The 18,122-nt window shown below is 58.4% G+C and carries 16 protein-coding genes; 10 read left to right on the forward strand and 6 right to left on the reverse strand.

The annotated features are described in order from the left end of the window. Positions 1-33 precede the first annotated feature (33 nt). The 5 genes from ACQY8Q_RS04585 to ACQY8Q_RS04605 all read left to right on the forward strand — a co-directional run bounded on the left by ACQY8Q_RS04585 (position 34) and on the right by ACQY8Q_RS04605 (position 6,506). On the forward strand, positions 34-1,155 hold the full coding sequence (locus ACQY8Q_RS04585; RefSeq protein ID WP_428425098.1) for an efflux RND transporter periplasmic adaptor subunit: 1,122 nt from the start codon (positions 34-36) through the stop codon (positions 1,153-1,155). After that, positions 1,152-1,853, forward strand: coding sequence for an ABC transporter ATP-binding protein (locus ACQY8Q_RS04590; protein WP_428425100.1), 702 nt, complete (start codon positions 1,152-1,154; stop codon positions 1,851-1,853). The genes ACQY8Q_RS04585 and ACQY8Q_RS04590 overlap by 4 nt, the downstream gene beginning before the upstream one ends. Continuing rightward, positions 1,853-2,995 (forward strand): ABC transporter permease, encoded by a 1,143-nt coding sequence (locus tag ACQY8Q_RS04595; protein ID WP_428425102.1) that lies wholly within the window; start codon positions 1,853-1,855, stop codon positions 2,993-2,995. Before ACQY8Q_RS04590 ends, ACQY8Q_RS04595 begins: the two co-directional genes overlap by 1 nt. A 5-nt stretch (positions 2,996-3,000) precedes the next feature. Next, complete coding sequence (locus ACQY8Q_RS04600) at positions 3,001-4,200, forward strand: ABC transporter permease (RefSeq protein ID WP_428425104.1); 1,200 nt, start codon at positions 3,001-3,003, stop codon at positions 4,198-4,200. Positions 4,201-4,685: 485 nt separating this feature from the next. Continuing rightward, entirely contained in the window at positions 4,686-6,506 is a 1,821-nt protein-coding gene (locus ACQY8Q_RS04605) for an ABC transporter ATP-binding protein (protein ID WP_428425106.1), read from the forward strand. A gap of 225 nt (positions 6,507-6,731) precedes the next feature. Here ACQY8Q_RS04605 and ACQY8Q_RS04610 read toward each other — a convergent pair whose 3' ends face one another. Genes ACQY8Q_RS04610 through ACQY8Q_RS04620 form a run of 3 tightly spaced genes read right to left on the reverse strand, consistent with a single transcriptional unit; the run spans position 6,732 to position 9,869 of the window. Further along, on the reverse strand, positions 6,732-6,890 hold the full coding sequence (locus ACQY8Q_RS04610; protein ID WP_428425108.1) for a hypothetical protein: 159 nt from the start codon (positions 6,888-6,890) through the stop codon (positions 6,732-6,734). Positions 6,891-6,900: 10 nt separating this feature from the next. Beyond that, positions 6,901-8,829 (reverse strand): DUF5054 domain-containing protein, encoded by a 1,929-nt coding sequence (locus tag ACQY8Q_RS04615; protein WP_428425110.1) that lies wholly within the window; start codon positions 8,827-8,829, stop codon positions 6,901-6,903. 11 nt (positions 8,830-8,840) lie between these two features. After that, entirely contained in the window at positions 8,841-9,869 is a 1,029-nt protein-coding gene (locus ACQY8Q_RS04620) for a LacI family DNA-binding transcriptional regulator (protein ID WP_428425112.1), read from the reverse strand. Between the two features lie 294 nt (positions 9,870-10,163). On the opposite strand from ACQY8Q_RS04620, the gene ACQY8Q_RS04625 reads away from it, so the two are divergent. The 5 genes from ACQY8Q_RS04625 to ACQY8Q_RS04645 all read left to right on the forward strand — a co-directional run bounded on the left by ACQY8Q_RS04625 (position 10,164) and on the right by ACQY8Q_RS04645 (position 15,131). Continuing rightward, complete coding sequence (locus ACQY8Q_RS04625) at positions 10,164-11,525, forward strand: extracellular solute-binding protein (RefSeq protein WP_428425114.1); 1,362 nt, start codon at positions 10,164-10,166, stop codon at positions 11,523-11,525. A 74-nt stretch (positions 11,526-11,599) separates the two neighbouring features. Then, positions 11,600-12,511: a carbohydrate ABC transporter permease gene (locus tag ACQY8Q_RS04630; RefSeq protein WP_428425116.1), complete on the forward strand. Its 912-nt coding sequence runs from the start codon at positions 11,600-11,602 to the stop codon at positions 12,509-12,511. Beyond that, positions 12,508-13,326 (forward strand): carbohydrate ABC transporter permease, encoded by an 819-nt coding sequence (locus ACQY8Q_RS04635; protein ID WP_428425118.1) that lies wholly within the window; start codon positions 12,508-12,510, stop codon positions 13,324-13,326. The genes ACQY8Q_RS04630 and ACQY8Q_RS04635 overlap by 4 nt, the downstream gene beginning before the upstream one ends. A 13-nt stretch (positions 13,327-13,339) precedes the next feature. Then, the gene (locus ACQY8Q_RS04640) at positions 13,340-14,437 is read left to right on the forward strand and encodes an ABC transporter ATP-binding protein (RefSeq protein ID WP_428425120.1); all 1,098 of its coding nucleotides are present in this window, start codon (positions 13,340-13,342) and stop codon (positions 14,435-14,437) included. Between the two features lie 385 nt (positions 14,438-14,822). After that, on the forward strand, positions 14,823-15,131 hold the full coding sequence (locus tag ACQY8Q_RS04645; protein ID WP_428425122.1) for an integrase core domain-containing protein: 309 nt from the start codon (positions 14,823-14,825) through the stop codon (positions 15,129-15,131). Here ACQY8Q_RS04645 and ACQY8Q_RS04650 read toward each other — a convergent pair. From ACQY8Q_RS04650 to ACQY8Q_RS04660, 3 genes are read right to left on the reverse strand one after another with little or no spacing between them, the layout of a single operon-like run. Further along, positions 15,082-15,360, reverse strand: coding sequence for a tetratricopeptide repeat protein (locus tag ACQY8Q_RS04650; RefSeq protein WP_428425124.1), 279 nt, complete (start codon positions 15,358-15,360; stop codon positions 15,082-15,084). The genes ACQY8Q_RS04645 and ACQY8Q_RS04650 overlap by 50 nt on opposite strands. 27 nt (positions 15,361-15,387) lie before the next feature. Continuing rightward, on the reverse strand, positions 15,388-17,889 hold the full coding sequence (locus ACQY8Q_RS04655; protein ID WP_428425126.1) for a calcium-binding protein: 2,502 nt from the start codon (positions 17,887-17,889) through the stop codon (positions 15,388-15,390). Beyond that, positions 17,882-18,115 (reverse strand): hypothetical protein, encoded by a 234-nt coding sequence (locus ACQY8Q_RS04660; protein ID WP_428425128.1) that lies wholly within the window; start codon positions 18,113-18,115, stop codon positions 17,882-17,884. Before ACQY8Q_RS04660 ends, ACQY8Q_RS04655 begins: the two co-directional genes overlap by 8 nt. Positions 18,116-18,122: the final 7 nt, after the last annotated feature.

Below are 18,122 nucleotides of genomic sequence, written 5' to 3' on the forward strand. Positions count from 1 at the left end.
GCGCTTGCGCCCTCGCCGGTCATGATGCCCGGCATGAACACACATTTCGATATCATCACCGAATACGGCCGAAATCGCGCCGAGACGCTCAAGTCGCTATCGCTTGAAGTCGTCCCCCACGAGGCTCAGGAACCGAAGCCGACGCTTCGGCGTCTGACAGTGCCTGCTTGCCTTTGCGCGCTGATGCTCGCGGGCACCGCCTGCATCGTTCTCTATCGACCAGACGTGGTTCGCCAGTTCGAAACCATGTTCGGTGCCTTGCCAGAACCGGAGTACGCAACTGTCGACCCCGTCCCTGTGACGCAAACCCAGGGCGAGCGCATCGCAGAACAATCAACCGTCCGTAATCCCATCCCGGCCGGGCGCGAGATCACTGGCTCCGGCTACGTCGTTGCGCCGCGCATGACGACGGTGTTCGCCAAATATGAAGGCCGGATCACAGAGATCGCCGCGATGCTGGGCGACGCTGTCGAAGCGGGCCAGATTCTGGTGACACTTGAGGATGCTGGCGCCCGTTTCGCGCTTGAACAGGCGCGTGCTGCGAAGGCTCAGGCGGAACTGGTCCTTGCCGCGCGCAATATCGATCTTGCGCAGGCCCGCAGCCTGCTGGATCGCACCAAAATCCTCGCTGTCCGCGACGCGACGTCGAGACAGGCGCTGGAAGACGCACGCGCCACAACGGAGAGGACATTAAACGCGGTGGCGCAAGCGCGGCAATCTGCAGACAGCGCTGATCTCGCCATTCGCATCGCCGAGGAAAGGGTGGCCGAACTGACCGTTCGCGCACCGTTCGCCGGCACGGTCACCCGTCTCGATGCGCGTGTCGGCGACACGGTGCTGGCACGTATCGACAGCGTCCGCGAAAGCCAGAGCCTGCTCACGATCACCGATACCAAAAGCCTCGTCATCGACGCCGATGTGGCGGAAACCACCATCGCCGCCCTGAACCCTGGCCTCCGTGGCCAAGCGGTACTCGACGGCTTCCCCGATCAACCCTTCGACGTTGCCGTCCTGCGGCTGGCGCCCGTCGCCTCCGCAGAAAAGGGCACCGTCACGCTCCGCCTGTCGCTTGCTGATCCGCCCCGGGGCATCCGTCCAAATATGGCGGCCCGCATTCGCCTTACCCTCGATGAAGCAGAAGGACCAACACAATGACCGAGACTGCCAACCCCTACATTGCGCTGAGCGGAGTCAGGAAGGCATACCGCATCGGCGGAGAGCCGATTTCCATCTTCTCGGGACTCGATCTGGCCATCCCGCATGGCGATTTCGTTGCCGTCATGGGCCCCTCCGGATCGGGAAAATCGACGCTACTCAACATGTTGGCCGGTATCGACCGGCCGGATGCCGGAACATTGCGGATCGGCACCAGCCGCCTCGATCAGATGGGCGAAGCGGCGCGCTCCGCCTGGCGGGCGCACAACATGGGTATCGTCTTCCAGTTCTACAATCTGCTACCCATGCTGACGGCAGCCGAGAACGTCGAGCTGCCGCTGCTGCTGAAACCGCTTACGCGCAAGGAGCGGCGCATCCGCGTCGATAAGGTCCTCGATCTCGTCGGGCTGGCCGGCCGCGAAAAACAATATCCGGCCATGATGTCCGGCGGCCAGCAGCAGCGCATCGGTATTGCTCGAGCCATCGTCTCCGATCCAGGCCTGCTGCTCTGTGACGAGCCGACCGGCGACCTCGACCGCAAGTCCGCCGACGAGGTTCTGGAGATGCTGCGCTTCCTCAACCGGCACTTGGAAAAAACCATCGTCATGGTGACGCACGACCCACAGGCCGCCCTCTATGCCCGCCGCACGCTGCATCTCGACAAGGGCGATTTCGTTGAAGAGAAGAGGGCCGCCTGATGACTTTTTTCGATCTCGCCCGAAAAAATGCCTGGCGAAAGCCGTTGCGCACTGTGCTGCTCATAATCTCGATCACAGTCGCTTTCCTGATCTATGGATTGACCGCCAGCTTCCTCAACGGAACGCAAGGGGCGGCTGGCGCCAGCGACGACATTCTTGGCGTGATCAGCGCGGGCGGGCGCACGCAGCCGTTGCCGATGGCGGCAATGGCGCGCATTGCCGCCGACCCCGATGTTGCGGCAGTTGGCTATGTCACACGGCTGCGCGGCTTCGTCGATATCGAGAAAAACATCGTCGCCATTAGCGCCGCCGATCCCAATCGCTTGCTGGCCGTCAATGGCAAGGGCCTGGGGCTGACGCCCGCCCTGGTGGCGGCAATCGGCCAGGCCCGCAACAGGGTGCTGGTCGGCCGTGCTTTGGCGGAGGCGCAGGGATGGGCCGTCGGCCAGCGTGCGACGGTCACAGCATTCGATACGCCGAGAGAAGACGGTGGTCGTGATTGGAGCTTTGAGATAGCCGGAATCTTCGAGGGCGAAAACGCCGCCACCGACACCTATTTCATGATCGCCCGCTACGACTACGTCAACGCCGCCCGCGCGCGCGGCAAGGACACCGTTGATGCCTTCATCGTTCAGCCACGCGCGGGCACCTCGCCAGGGGAGCTTGCCGCCCGGCTCGATAGCCTTTTCGCCAACTCCGCCACGCCGACACGGACGCAATCGGAAAGACAATTCCTCGAAGCCTTCCTGCGCCAATATGCCGATGTTGGCCTAATCGTGAACCTCGTCGTCGGCGCTGCTTTCGTCACCCTGCTGATGATCGTCGTCAACACCATGGTCTTTGCCGTCCGCGAACGCACATTCGAGATCGGTGTGCTGAAGACGCTCGGCTTCCCCCGTCTCGGGATCACGGCGCTTGTTCTCGGCGAGACCCTGTTCGTCTTCTCCGTGGGCGGCGGCCTTGGCCTTGGCCTGGCAAAGCTCGCCGCCATGCTTGCCGGCCCGGAATTGGGGCTGGTTTTCTCCGCGCCGGTTTTTGTCAAAGGGCTGATCATCATCGCCGCCGTTGGCCTTGCGACCGGTGCGCTGCCGGCCTTCAATGCGGTGCGAACCCCCATCATCAAAGCTTTCAGAACGAGGTAAATCCCATGTCCACCCACAGCAGACAAGCACTCGTGATGATCCGGACCAATCTGTCCAGCCTGCCGCGCCGTTTTGCGATTTCCGCCTCCATGATGCTGTCGGTCGCGCTCGTCGTCTGCGTGCTCGCAGGCTTCCTATCCATGGCGAAAGGGTTCGAGACAGCACTGACCGCCGCCGGCTCGCCCTCCGTCGCCGTCATTCTTGGCGGCGGGACCAATCAGGAAATGGGCTCCGATATACCCTCAGCCGTTATCCGCACGCTCGATGCCATGACCGGCGACCTCGGCGCCGCCCGTGATGCTAACGGCAAGCTCATCTCGTCCCGGGAGATCGTCGTGCCCGTCGATGTGAAGCATGCGGCGGACGGGACGGTACGCACGCTGGCCCTGCGTGGCATGGACGCGGCAGGTCCGTCGATCCGCGATGGAATCAGCCTTTCGGCCGGACGGGTCTTTGCGCAGGGTGCTCGCGAGATCGTCGTTGGGAACCGTCTTGCCAGTGAGTTCCGCCTCCGCGTCGGTGACGTGGTCCGCCTTGGCGCGGTCGACTGGACGGTCGTGGGGCATTTCTCCGCCCGGGGCAGCGCCTTCGAATCTGAAATATGGGCCGACCTCGACGCCGTGCGCGCTGCTTTTGACCGGCAGGGGCAGGTACAAAGCCTGAAACTCCGTCTCATTGATCCCGCCGCGCTCAAGCGCTTAAAGGACAAGATCGCCACGATCACGGGGACTCCGCTCGTTGTCCTTTCCGAAGCCGATCTTTATGCCGCACAGTCCGGACGCACCGCGAGCCTCATCCGCCTGTTCGGCTGGCCGCTTGCGTTATTGATGGCGGTGGGTGCGACCGCAGGCGCGCTCAATACGATGATGAGTTCCGTTACCGACCGGACCGTGGAGATCGCCACCGTTCGTGCGCTCGGCTTCAGCCGCCTCTCGGCCTTTCTCGGCACATGGGTTGAAGCCGTGGTGCTTGCGGGCGCCGGCGTTATCCTCGGCCTCTTCGTCTCCTGGCTGATCTTCAACGGCTGGCAGGCAAGCACCATCGGCGCCAACAACGCCCGCATGGCCTTCCAGCTCGCCGTCACGCCCGGCGTACTCTTGACATCAGGCTTGCTCGGCCTCGCCATCGGCATACTCGGCGGCGCCCTCCCCGCCATCGCCGCCACGCGACTGCCGCTGACCGCCGCGCTTCGTGCACGGGGTTAGGAAATATTGCCAGCAAATAGCCAGGATTCCGGGGCCTGAAAGGATACGAAGCTATTATCCGCCATATGGCCGCTCAAGGACGCATGCTGGATAATGGCTCGTGGTCATGCCGCCGGGGCTCCCAGCTGTCGGTGGCCGCTAACGTCCTTCCCGAGAAGAGCTCACGCACTGTTGTTGCAAGTATGCCACATCTCTACGCTCTGTCGAAAATCTCTCTGGACTGACTTGGCCTGCGCGCACAACTGATCTAGGGTTGCGCATCATCAACACGGTTCCAGGGAGTTTTCGATGGCTAATTTTTCCAACTCCCCGGTGGCTTCCGCGCATATCGCCTGAAGCCGTCAGCGTTTTCCAACGCGGCAGAACCTGATGGACTGGTGCTAATCTTCCGGTCAATCCTTTCTCACCAAACCATTTCGCGCGGTTTTGCGCGGACATCCTTTTCCTTATCCTTATGACGGAGCCGGCGAAAGCCGCATAAATCCATGGCCTTTGGTTTTAGATCCCGCCGTAGCGGGGCTTTTCGCAGCGTTTTCCGTTTTTGCTGGGCTCATTGGAAGCATCAGCCGGGCCGCGCTTCCTTTATGTTGCTCACAGTGATGCTTTCAACGGTTGCAGATGTACTGACGCCTTTGTTCTCCGGCCGTCTGGTCGATGCGGTGGTGTCCGGACATGCGAGCGACCCCACAACCTGGAACAATGCCGTCAACGCTTTCTGTTGGTTGATGGCGCTGTCGATCGGCGCGGTCATCCTGCGGCATGCCACTTTCACCGCCATCATCGGCTTCACGCTGAAGTCGATGTCGGAGATTGCAGCGAATTCCTTCTCCCATATCCAGCGTTTTTCGAGCGATTGGCACGCCAACAGCTTTGCTGGCTCCACCGTCCGCAAGGTCACGCGGGGCATGTGGGCGCTCGATCTGCTCAATGACACCGTCTTCGTCGCGCTATTCCCATCGCTGGTCATGCTCATCGGCTCGACCATTCTGATGACCTGGTACTGGCCGATGATGGGATTGCTGGTCGGCGCCGGATCCGTACTGTTCATCGCGTTCACCGCAACCATGGCTTTGCGCTATGTTGCGCCGATGGCGAGCATGGCCAACAGCTGGGATACACGCCTTGGCGGCGCCCTCGCCGATGCCGTGACCTGCAATGCCGTGGTCAAGGCCTTTGGCGCCGAAGACCGGGAAGACGAGCGTCTCTCCGCAGTGACACGCAAATGGCAGGATCGCACAGGACGCACCTGGACGCGGGGCACCCTGAACGGCACATTGCAGAATGCGCTGCTCAGCCTGTTGCGCGGTTGCGTGCTGGGTCTTGCGCTTTGGCTCTGGGCCAACGGCAAGGCCAATGCCGGCGACATCACTTTCGTTCTGACTGCCTTTTTTATCCTTCAAGGCTATCTGCGTGAAGTCGGCATGCATATCCGCAACCTGCAGCGGTCGGTCAACGACATGGAAGAGCTCGTCACCATCCATGAGCAGCCTTTGGGCGTAGAAGACGTTGCGGGCGCCCCTGCTCTCCATGTGAAGGCCGGCTTGATCACGTTCGATAACGTCACCTTTCATTACGGCAACCATCATGCCCCGCTCTACAAGGACTTCTCGGTCGCCATCAAGCCGGGTGAGCGGGTTGGTCTCGTCGGTCATTCCGGCTCGGGAAAGACGACCTTCATCAAGCTGATCCAACGGCTCCATGACGTCAACCAAGGTGTAGTCTCGATCGACGGGCAGGATATTTCCAAGGTGGCGCAGACTTCACTTCGCCGCCAGATCGCCATCGTGCAGCAGGAGCCCATCCTGTTTCACCGCTCGCTGGCGGAAAATATCGCCTATGCGAGGCCAACGGCCACGCAAGCGGAAATCAGGACTGCTGCGCGGCTTGCCAGTGCCCACGACTTCATCGAAGCGCTGCCAAAGGGCTATGCAACGCTTGTCGGCGAACGCGGCATCAAGCTTTCCGGTGGCGAACGGCAACGCATCGCCATCGCCCGCGCTTTCCTGGCCGATGCGCCGATCCTGATCCTCGACGAGGCGACCTCGAGCCTTGATTCGGAATCGGAGATGCTCATCCAGCAGGCGATGGAGAGGTTGATGCAGGGCCGCACGACACTTGTCGTTGCTCACCGCCTGTCGACTGTCCGTGCGCTCGACCGTCTGCTGGTCTTCGACCACGGACAGATCGCCGAGGAAGGCACCCACGCCAGCCTCATCCGGCGCAACAGCGGAATCTATCGCGGGCTGTTCGAGCGTCAGGCACTGGAGCTGACGAAGGGCATGCCGACCGAAGGGGTGACCGGCTGATCTATAGCTACGGACAGTCCCCTCCCGTATAGGAGTGACTGTCCGTTGAAGGTTGCCAGAGCTTTGTCAGTGATCATGTGCAAGCATAGCCTTTTACGGTTTTGGAGCGTCAGCCGACCGACAAGATCAACGCAATGGCACTAAGGATCAAAATCAGGCCGACTGTCCTTCCGAAAAAAGGACGAAAGCCATTATTGCTTTCGTCCAGCCAAAGACACCTATCAGTTATTTCGGATTGACGATTTCTGCGGGGAGCGGTGCTCCGTGATATTTCTCGTAGATCGCATTAAGTTTGCCGTTCCTCACGTTGGCGACCACCCATTCGTTGAGTTTGGCCAAAAGTTCAGGCTCGTTCTTACGCACGCCAATCGCCAGGTTGAACACGCGAATGGTGCTAGGAGAGAGAGATCCGGAAGCGTGCGGAAATGTCACCTTCGCACCACATTGGGAAATTGGTTCCCCACTTGTTGTTGTGAAGATTGAAGCGAATACCTCCGCCAAAATCGGGGACGTCCTTGCAGTAGGTCATGAAATCCCAACTCGCGGGGGCGACCAGAGGGGCATCCAATGGCTCAATCGAAAGTACAACACCGTCTTCCAGCGCACAGCGCGTGCCGCTCACTGCCTGCAGCTGTGCTCCTCCGCCCGGAGCAATGGCATGAGCATCGTGCCAAAGTCCCATCTTCCGTAGCCTCCAATCGGCGCCGCCCGCCGGCGTGAAGGTGATAAAACTTGCTTCCGGCATGCGGTTCGCCGGCTTGGCATGCAGCGTGACGCGCAGCTCGAGAGCATCGCCGCGTTCAGAGAAGCATATTGATACGAGCTCAGGCGCTCCATACTGGGAGGCGGCGCGGCTGGGCATTGACAGGATAATACTCGCCCCCCCCGCATTCTCCAATGCGGGCACAAAATTTTCCGACAAAGCGGCTCCGGAGCGCTCTAACCCAGGCTTGTCATGATCCAGAACGGCCCATTCCTGACGGTGGGTGAGATAGGTGTCCATATGCCGATTTATGTCGGAAGCATCATAGCTCTCGTAGCGATAGCCGATCAGCGAACGTCCATCCCCCCGCACAGTGCGGCCGGATGGAGCAGTTATGGCGCTCACATCGCCCGAGATGCCATCCAGTTCAATCGTCCAACCGCCGATCGAAAGCGTCGTTGCGCGCTCCGCAATTGCCGGAACCGGCGGTGCTGTTAGTTGGGCCATCGCGATCCCAGCAGCTTCCGTATCTCCGCCATCGAGTTCTGCGACGGCCTGATCGAGATAAGCCCGCTGCTCGGACCAGGAGGCTTCTGAGTAGGCGAAACGGAAATCCGTGCGGCGCGCGGCCTTGAAGTCCGTGCGCGACCAGGCCCGGTCATCGCGCAGGTAGGATTTGATATCCACGCCACAGGTATGCTCGGCCGCCATGGTCAGCCGCTGACCAAAGGCGTGCCTGGCGGAGGTCAAGCCTTCTGCGGCAAAGCGATCATAAAGCCGCTGAAGCGCTAGAAAACGGGCGGTTTTTTGCGGATCGCTGGCACTGCCGTGGATCCAGCTATCACCGAGCTCCAGCTCTACGACCGGAAAGACGTCACGTTTGGCCCAAAGCAGCCGGCCGTAGTCATCAAGCGTTGCAGCCTTGATCGTCGCATGCGGTTCCTGGCGGTGCAGTGCGCGATAGGTTTCCGCAGTCTGGGCAACACTCTGCGGGCCGATATTGTCGCTGGTATGGGCAAAGCTAAGCCCGTCAGAGAAGCCTTCCGGAAAATGGGTTTCGCCGTAGGAACGCTGGTACATGACCAGGACTTCCTCCCCGCCCGGCGCACGCCAGCGAAAGATATCCGGCACCTGCGGCGGCGGAGAGGCTGTGTTGACGCCGAGATGAAGGAATCGGATTCCGGCTTCGGCCAGCAACGGCACCATTCCTAACGTGTGGCCGGGCACATCCGTCATCTTGGCGGCGATTGTGGTCGTATCGAAGCGCCGGTCGAGTTCCTGCGAATAGGAGAGCCCGGCGCGAAAAAGGTCCGGCGACATCAACTCCGTGTGGGTGGTGAAAGGCAAACCGTGCCATCGGATAAGGCCCTTTGCAATCGCCAGTTCGAGTGCCCTGATCTCTTCTGCCGATCGAGAATTAAGATAGTCCCAGATCAGCCAGGCGCCCGTGGTCCAGATGAATTTCGGCTCAGTTGGATTCTCATCGTAAAAATGTGCGCCGGTTTCGATCGCCTGTGGAATGAAACGCTCGTGGTAAAGTTGGCGGACCTTTTCTGCATGGTCCGTAAAACCGATATCGAGGTGGGTCTTGAAGACCAGATGCACGCATTTTTCTGCCATGAAGTGTCCGTTCAGCCGACGGTGCCGCGCACGACGAGGCGTGTGCCTAAAGTTTCGACCAGCGGGCCGGCGTCGGGCGTTTTGAGGCGTCTGAGAATCAGGCGGACGAGAGCGCGAACGCGCTCGTCCAGGTCGATCCGGACGGTGGTAAGATTGTAGCTTTTCCAGTGCGACTGCTGGATGTCGTCGAAACCGACGATCTTGACGTCGCCAGGAATGCTCAGTCCAAGTTCGTGGCGCAGGGCGTCAATCGCACCGAAAGCGCCGACATCGTTCGAGGCAAAGATGGCGTCAGCACCATCGCCGACGCGAAAGAGGTCCATCGTAGCGCTGTAAGCGGTATCATAGGTATAGTCACTCTCAACCATGATCGGCGGTGCCATGCCGCGCTCGGCCATGATCTCGCTGATCATGCGGCTGCGCTCGACATTGGCGAGCGACTGCGTCTTGCCGCCTAGGTAGGCAATGCGCTTGACACCGTATCCCTGCAACAAGGCTACCGCCTGCTCGATGCCGTCGCGCTGACGCACGACGAGCCTGTCGAACAGAGTATCGTGACGGCGGCCAGCCAGACCCTCGTTGCCATCGTAAATGACGTAGATCGGGACGGCGCGATCCAGAAAACCTCCCAGTATCTCCGGATCAACATTCTCCGTGAAGGTAATGACCGAGTCTGGATTGAATCCGCGCATATAGGTCAACAACGTCAGATCGATACTCAGATCGGCCTTGGCTTTAAACAGAAGCGTGGCAAACCCTTCCGCCTGCAGCGCACTGGTCAGCGCGTCGATCTCCTGGCTTTCCCAAGCACTACACACATCCGGAACGATCACTCCGACCAAATGGGAACGTCGAGTCACCAGCGAGCGCGCCGCCATGTCTGGCGTATAGTTCAATTCACGTGCCACCTGCAGAATGCGGTCGCGCTTATCAGCTTTAAGCGATGCGTTCGGATTAAAAGCACGGGAAACAGCGACTCGCGACACATTGGCTTCTTTGGCCACCATGTCGGCTGTCGCGCGCACCATCTTCCGTTCCATTCACTCAATCATCCGACGTTTCGCCACATTTTTGTAAGCGTGTTCATTTGAATTTGTACTACCCCCGCCAACTGGTCAAGATTATTTCCAGAAAACCCCCATTTTTCGTCACAAATCGCGGCTTATCGCAAGATCCAGGAAAGCCACTTTCATGGAGGGTTGACAAAAATGAAAGCGTGTTCATTCTTGGCACGGAGGAGCGACACATAAAACTGGCGGAGGAGCCGGAGTCGATGCTCGGGGTGTAGGCAACGGTGGCGGATCTACCGCACCAAATTCTCGGGAGGAGTTTTAATGCACACTTATATCCGGTCACTGTTGCTGGGGACGACGGCGATGATCGCCTTGGCCGGCCCCGCACTCGCCGTTGACCTCAATATTACCTGCCGCTGCGTTATCGGTGGCGTCAATAGCGGCACTGCCGAATGGATCGAACAGAAGGTCATCCCGGCGTTCACCGCCAAGATGAAGGCAGAAGGCAAGGACGTAACCGTCAAACTTAACCAATTTGGCGGTGAGGACGAGCAGTTGACACAGCAGCTCGCACTAGACTTCTCCACTGGTGCCGGACCCGACATATCTCAGTTCGACGGCTTTCTTATTCCAAGCTTCGTACAAGGTGGACTCTTGAAGCCGCTCTCGGACGTTGCCGGCCCGGAGGTCGATACCTGGGAAGGCTGGAGCCACATTGCCGAAGGCCCAAAGGCGCTGATGAGCTACCAGGGGGAACCGTACGGTATAGCGCTCGGCACCGATGCCCGAATGTTGTTCGTGCGCAAGGACCTTTTCCAGAAAGCGGGCATTGACGCTGATACCTGGCAGGCGAAATCGTGGAGCGAGCTCCTTGATGCGGCCCGCAAAATCAAGGCTGCTGATCCGGAATCGTTCCCGCTGCAAATCAACGCTGGCGTATCCATGGGTGAGGCAACCACCATGCAGGGCTACTGGATGGCGCTGCTCGGTACCGGCGAGGGCGTCACCGACGAGACCGGCAAGTATATCGTTTCAAGCCAGGGCATCCTCGATACGCTGAAGCTTTACAAGACCATCTACGTCGATGAAAAACTCGGCGACCAGCGCGCCCAGTTACTGGCTGACGGCCGCAACCGCACTTTCGCCAGCTTCCGGGATGGCAAGACGGCGATGCTGGTGGAAGGTGACTGGTTTTACCGTTCGGTCACCGCACCTGGCGCGGAGTTCGCGGTCGCAGACCGTGACACGGTCATGACCTGGAAGAAGATGCCCGCCATCGAACCCGGCCACGGTCTGAAGGGTCAGGACTTTGTTACCATCTCCGGCGGCACGGGCTTTGTCATCAATCCGAACTCGGATGCGCCAAAGGAAGCTTGGGGGCTACTCTCGTTCATGAATAGCCGCGAGCAACTTGATGCCTTCCAGGAAATTCAGCCCGCCATCCGCATCCGCGACGATGTGGCGATCCCGAACGCGCCATTCCTGACCGAGACGTCTACCCAGCTTCTGCCGCTCACCACAGCCCGGCCAAACGATTCCAACTACAACAAGGTTTCCGCCGAAATCCAACGGATGACTGAAAGCGTCGTATCGGGAGAACTTTCGCCGGAAGAGGCAATGGCCCAGTTCAAGGCCGCTGTCACGGGCATAGTCGGCGCTGAAAAAACGGTCAGCCGGCTCTAACCAGAATTCCGGCCGGTGCACGTTTGCTCCGGCCGGCCCTTTGAAACAACGGCGCCGGATTGGCGAAATCCTTCATGAAGAATTTTTCCCTGCTTTCCACGCGCGCGGGCGCGCTCTTCCTGACGCCTGCAGCTGCGCTGGTTGGCCTGTTCGTGATCATCCCTTTCTTCTGGGTGATTATCGTTTCCTTTACCAACCGCACGCTGCTCGGCACCACGGCACTTCATCCTGATTTTGTCGGTTTGCAAAACTATGTCTCTCTTTTTAATCCCGACACTTTCTTCACGCGCGGCCAGTTCGGTTTCTCACTGATCCTGACGATCCAGTTTGTGTTGCTATCGGCACTTTTAGGCCAAGCCCTATTGGGCCTGCTGCTCGCTTGGTTGAGCCAATCAGTACCTCCACCTGTGAAGTCAGGCCTGCAGACGGCAGTCATCGCTGCGTGGATCTTGCCTGAGGTGGTAATCGGCTTCGCATGGTTCGCGTTCCTCGACTACGACAACGGCACCTTCAACACCATTCTGCGTAGCCTGGGCCTCCCGCCGGGGGACTGGCTGCTGCAACAGCCGTTCCTGGTCATCGTTTTCTTCAATACCTGGCGTGGTGCGGCATTCTCCATGATGCTGTTCAACTCAGCTTTCCAGTCAATCCCGCCAAGTTACTTCCAGGCTGCCGACGTGGCCGGTGCCACCTCTTGGCAGAAGCTGCGCGACATCGCCATGCCGTTGATCCGTGGACATGTGGTGACGGACCTTATCCTTATTACGATGTGGACCTTCAACGTCTTCACGCCCTTTCTGCTCACCAATGGTGGGCCCTCCTACAGGACCGAGATTCTGTCGATCTATACCTACCGTGTTGCATTCAAGGACTTCGAGTTTGGCAAGGGCGCCGCCGTCGGTGTCGTCATCATGCTGATCAACCTTGCCTTCGCGCTCGTCTATCTGCGCATCGCGCGCAAGAAGCCGGAGGAGACGGAACAATGAGCCGCTATTTCTCCCGCATCGGCTTTTCTGCCCTTGCCTCGTTTCTCGGCGCCGCTTTTGCGCTTCCGCTGGTCTGGTTTATTTTTGCGCCGTTCAACGCACGCGCTGAACTGGGCCTCGCCATCCCCTCCCCGTTCACACTATCGAATTTTCGCACGGTCTTCGAAAACGCCTTTGCGATGAAGGCGCTGCTGAACAGTCTGATCCAGGCTTTCGGGGGCGTGATCCTCATCGGGGGTGCCGCGACACTTGCGGCCTACGCGCTCTCGCGCTCTTCGATACCGGGCAAACGTGTGGTCACCTACCTGCTCCTGCTTTTTTCTTCGGTCGTCTCCGGATCGGCAGCGATGGTGCCTATCTTTCTGATCGTTTCAGCCATCGGACTTGTCGATAGCCACCTCGCCGTTATCCTGGTGTTCGCGGGCGGACTGTTGCCAACTGCGATGTTCATCCTTCGCGACTTTATCGATGCCATTCCGCGCTCCTATGAGGAAAGCGCAATGGTTGCAGGCGCATCGCCTATCCAAGCTTTCTTCGACGTGGCGCTTCCGGTCATCCGGCCGGGCATCGTGGTGGTGGTAGTCTGGGCGTTCGTGAACATCTGGGGTGGCTTCCTTATCCCCTTCATCTTGCTGCGCAGCGACAACCTCATGCCGGCGTCGGTCGCGATCTACTCCTTCTATTCGGAGGCAGGAACACCGATCGTCACCCTGCTCGGTGCCTATGCGCTTCTCTATTCGCTGCCGGTGATCATTCTTTATCTGTTCGTCAACTGGAAGTTCGGCTTCCGGTTTTTTGGCGGCATCAAGTCTTAACGGATCCTGTCTTATGGCTACTGTAGAATTCCAGAACGTTTCCAAAAGCTTCGGCTCCTTTCTGGCCGTGCCCGACATCAGCTTCTCCATCAATGATGGCGAATTCATCTGCCTGCTCGGCCCGTCCGGCTGCGGCAAGACCACGAGTTTGCGCATGATCGCCGGCCTTGAGACACCGACGTCCGGCAAAGTGATGATTGGCGGACATGACGTCACCCACATGCACCCGAAGGACAGGCAGATCTCGATGGTCTTCCAGGATTATGCGCTGTATCCGCACATGACACTTGCCGATAACATCGCCTACCCACTGAAAGTCCGCGGCCAACCGCTGGAAGAGCGCCACGCGCGTGCCAAATCCGTGGCGGACGTGCTGAAGATTGGTGATCTCCTGAAGCGTTTGCCAAGCCAGATTTCCGGTGGCCAGCAGCAGCGAACCTCGCTCGCCCGGGCACTGGTCTATCCGAGCCAGGTATACCTTTTCGACGAACCGCTTTCTAACCTGGACGCCAAGCTTCGGCTCGAGGCTCGTGCCTTTCTCAATCATTTGCAGCGCGACATGGGCATGACTGCAATCTACGTCACCCATGACCAGGCGGAGGCGATGGCACTGGCAACCCGCGTCGCTGTCATGGACAAGGGGCGCATCGTCCAGTTCGCTCCGCCCATGGAGATCTATCGCCGGCCAGCCACGACCTTCGTTGCCAATTTTGTCGGCAACCCGCCGATGAACCTAGTGCCCGTTGAGGCGATGGTGGCCGACGGAAAGCTGCATCTGCGGGCGGATGGCTTGACGATCGAACCGCTGCCGGTTTCCGACGCAAATGCCACTGCCGCTGCGGCCGGCATGACACTCGGCATTCGCCCGGAACACCTGCGCGTCGGCCGGGTTAACGACAGAAACACCATTACCGGCACGTTGTTTGCCAATGAGAACATGGGGCCGGAAAGCCTTGTCACAATGGAGCGCGGTAGCCATGGCCGGGTTACAGCGCGCATCTTCACCGATGAGGAAGTGCACATGGAGCAGGATGTCCGGCTCGCCTTCGATGCCGCGCATATAACGTTATTCGATAGCGCCGGCGCTCGCATACCTGATGTCGGCGAATAACGGTTTGCGGAGACGTCATAAGATGATCGAGATCAAGGTTCGCACCTGCCGGCCAACCGGCCAAACCAATATTACGCGGTTGCCTTCGACATGCCGACCGGCGTGGCGCGCATAGATGCGACGATGCGCTATGAGCACGTCGACGACCGTGTCCATGGAGTGGCCGGTGGCAACAAATTCGATCCTTCACGACGAGACCTAGCTCGGGACATTTGAACAGCGGGGATAAGTGAAATTTATGCCTGACTTAGGCTGAAATGCCGGGAATAGGAGATACCATGACAAGACGACCTCGCCGGCGCGGCCTTCAAGGCGAAAGTGGCGTTTGCCGCAATCAGGTACGAACAGAAGCTCGTAGAATTTTCACAACAGTCTCGTCGGTTCGATGGGCAGAAGGGGGAGCCCGTATCACAACGCCAAGGCCGAAAGCTTCAGGAAAACACTGAAGGCTGAAGCGGTCTGTCCAATGGCTTATGAAACATTCGAAGAGGCGACTGAACACCTTCCCCTCTTATTCGAGGAGGCTTGCAATACACGCAAACTTCATTCCGTGCTCGGTTGTCTCAGCCCCGAACAGTCCGAGGGTCTATATCCAGCAAACTGGAAAAATAACGACCTGATCACTTTCCGCCCTTGGGCGCGCTCTAATACGCGGCGCCGCGATTGCGGTAGACAGTTGCGTTTTGCGGGATGAGCGTGATAGCGACGGTAAAATCGGCCACCGCCTGCTTGAAGTGTCCCGCCGGCAAGTGAATCTTGCCACGCTCGGTATGCGCAATCGGGCTCGCCGGATTGAGTCGGATGAATCTGTCCAGCTCGTCGATCTTCTGGCCCAAACCGGCAACTCCAAGGTTCTCCTGCGCGTGGACCGCAGGAGAACAAACAGAAACCAGCACAACAATTACACCAATTGCAGTTTTCATGCCGGCCACTCCAGTGGAGTACGGACTTTACAACAGGAAATATCCCTTCGAGAATGTCACGGCATCATCCAGATGAATGGCGAAGTCAGCTTTGCCGTCACCGTTGACATCGCCGTAGACATAGGTGTCGGAGGCACCCTTGACGTAACGCACTTCTCCGGCCTTACCGGTGAAGGCAGCGGTGCCAAGGTAGGAAAAGGCCTGATTGCCCGCCACTGCGGTGTTTGCGTCGATCGCCGACAGGTCGATCCGGTCACCGCCGGTGCCCGAGAAGTCGAAGATCGTGTCGCGGCCACCGGCAGCCACAGTCGTATCGGACAGTGCCTTGAAGGCAAACGTATCGGCGCCCGCGCCGCCGACCAAATAATCGGCCCCGACACCACCATACAGCACGTCGTTGCCGGCGCCACCGTTCAGCACGTCATTGCCGGCGCCACCGGCGAGCAGGTTGGCACCGCTGTTGCCATAGAGCTTGTCGGCGTAGTTTGAGCCGGCCAGCTGCTCGATGGAAACATAGGTGTCACCCTTGGCATCGCCTGTGTTAATGGCTGCATTGGCAAGGCTGGCGGTTACGCCGGCCTTGGCGCTGGCATAGGAAGCCGTGTCGGTTCCTGCACCGCCATCCAGCCTGTCGGTGCCCGCCCCGCCGTCCAGGATATCATTGCCGGCGCCACCGGCGAGCAGGTTGGCACCGTTATTGCCGTAGAGCTTGTCGGCGTAGCTCGAACCGACCAGCCACTCGATAGAGAGATAGGTGTCACCCTTGGCATCACCTGTGTTGATGGCGGCATTGCCAAGGCTGGCGGTTACGCCGGCCTTGGCGCTGACATAGGAAGCCGTGTCGGTTCCTGCACCACCATCCAGCTTGTCAGCTCCTGCACCACCGATCAGCACATCATTATCTTCGGCACCAGTGAGTTCGTCGTTGCCAGCTCCGCCATCAAGATAATCCTTGCCCGTGCCGCCATTGACCCAGTTGGTGCCATTGTGGCCGATGAACACATCATTTCCGTTGTCCAGATACATTACTCGATTGCTGGAGAACTGTTGAATGCCACTAAAGTCGAACCTGTCAGCGCTGGTCGTTCCGTTAAAATCATAACCGTAGAAGCTGAAAAACTCTACGCCTTTGACTTTGGTAGCGCTAAAATCTACCCTTGAAACCATGGTGTTTCTGTCGAGCCTGATGACATCAGAACCCGCACCACCATCAATGGTGTCATTTCCGAAGCTACTACCACCAATCCAGAAAATGTCATCACCACTGCCGCCGATCAGCGTGTCGTCGCCTTCGGCACCCACCAATTCGTCGTTTCCGGCAGCACCGTTTATGTAATCGTTCCCTGATCCGCCATTGACCCAATTTGCGCCGCCGTGGCCCACAAACTTGTCGTTACCGTCGTAGAGGTTCATATAGCGGCTGGACGAAAAGGTTGTGATGCCGCTAAAATTGAAGTTGTCGGCATTGGCAGTTCCATTGAAATTATAGCCGTAGAAGCTGAAAGTCTCGACGCTGATGGCCTTGGTTGTGCCGAAATCGGCATAGCTGACACTGACATCGCCACTAAGCTGAATAACGTCTGATCCGTCACCACCGTTAAAGATATCAATACCGAAGCTGCTACCGCCAATCCAGAAAATGTCATCGCCACTGCCGCCGATCAGTGTGTCGTTGCCTTCGGCACCAACCAATTCATCATTTCCGGCACCACCGTCTATGTAATCGTTACCCGATCCGCCATTAACCCAATTTGCACCGCCGTGGCCCACAAACCTATCGTTACCGTCGTAGAGATTCATATAGCGGTTTGAAGAAAAGGTTGTGATGCCGCTAAAATTGAAGTTGTCGGCATTGGCAGTTCCGTTGAAATCATAGCCGTAGAAGCTGAAAGTCTCGACGCTGGTGACCTTGGCTGCGCTAAAATCAGCGTAATTCACAATGACGTCGCCGCTCAGCCGAATGATGTCCGATCCGTCACCACCGTTAAAGCTATCAATACCGAAGCTGCTACCACCAATCCAGAAAATGTCATCGCCGCTGCCGCCGATCAGCGTATCGTTGCCCTCGGCACCAACCAACTCATCATTTCCGGCAGCACCGTTTATGTAATCGTTACCTGACCCGCCATTGACCCAATTTGCACCACCGTGGCCCAAAAATCTGTCATCACCGTCGAAGAGATTCATATAGCGGTTGGACGAAAAGGTCGTGATGCCGCTAAAATTGAAGTTGTCGGCATTGGCAGTTCCGTTGAAATCATAGCCGTAGAAGCTGAAACTCTCGACACTGGTAAGCTTCGTGGTGCCAAAATCAGCGTAGTTCACACTGACATCACCATAAAGCCGAATTTGGTCCTCACCGGAACCGCCGTTGATCGTATCGACCCCGAAGTTTGAACCGCTATAGTAAAAAATGTCATCCCCGCCATTCCCATTCAGGATGTCATTTCCTTCAAGTCCGGTAATTTCATCGGCAGCGTCCGTACCGTTATAATGATCTACGCCTGCCGTTCCTGGAAATTTAGCCATAAATTCCTCTTGTAGATTTTCCGACCCAACGACCAGCGGCTTCGTGGCCGTTGAAATCCACGCTAAAGTTGAAATTTCTTGCAGCCTCAAGGCTGAAAAAACGCCGATTCATAAGATTGCCATTGGACCTGTAGCATGGAGAGGTTGCGCCGCCAACCATTGCAACCTCTGCACCTGCCGGTTCACGAACGAGGTATTCGACATTTGGATACGGTACGGTTTGCATCTTGGTT

This window comes from Pararhizobium sp. (genome assembly GCF_965279435.1).
Classification (GTDB): domain Bacteria; phylum Pseudomonadota; class Alphaproteobacteria; order Rhizobiales; family Rhizobiaceae; genus Pararhizobium.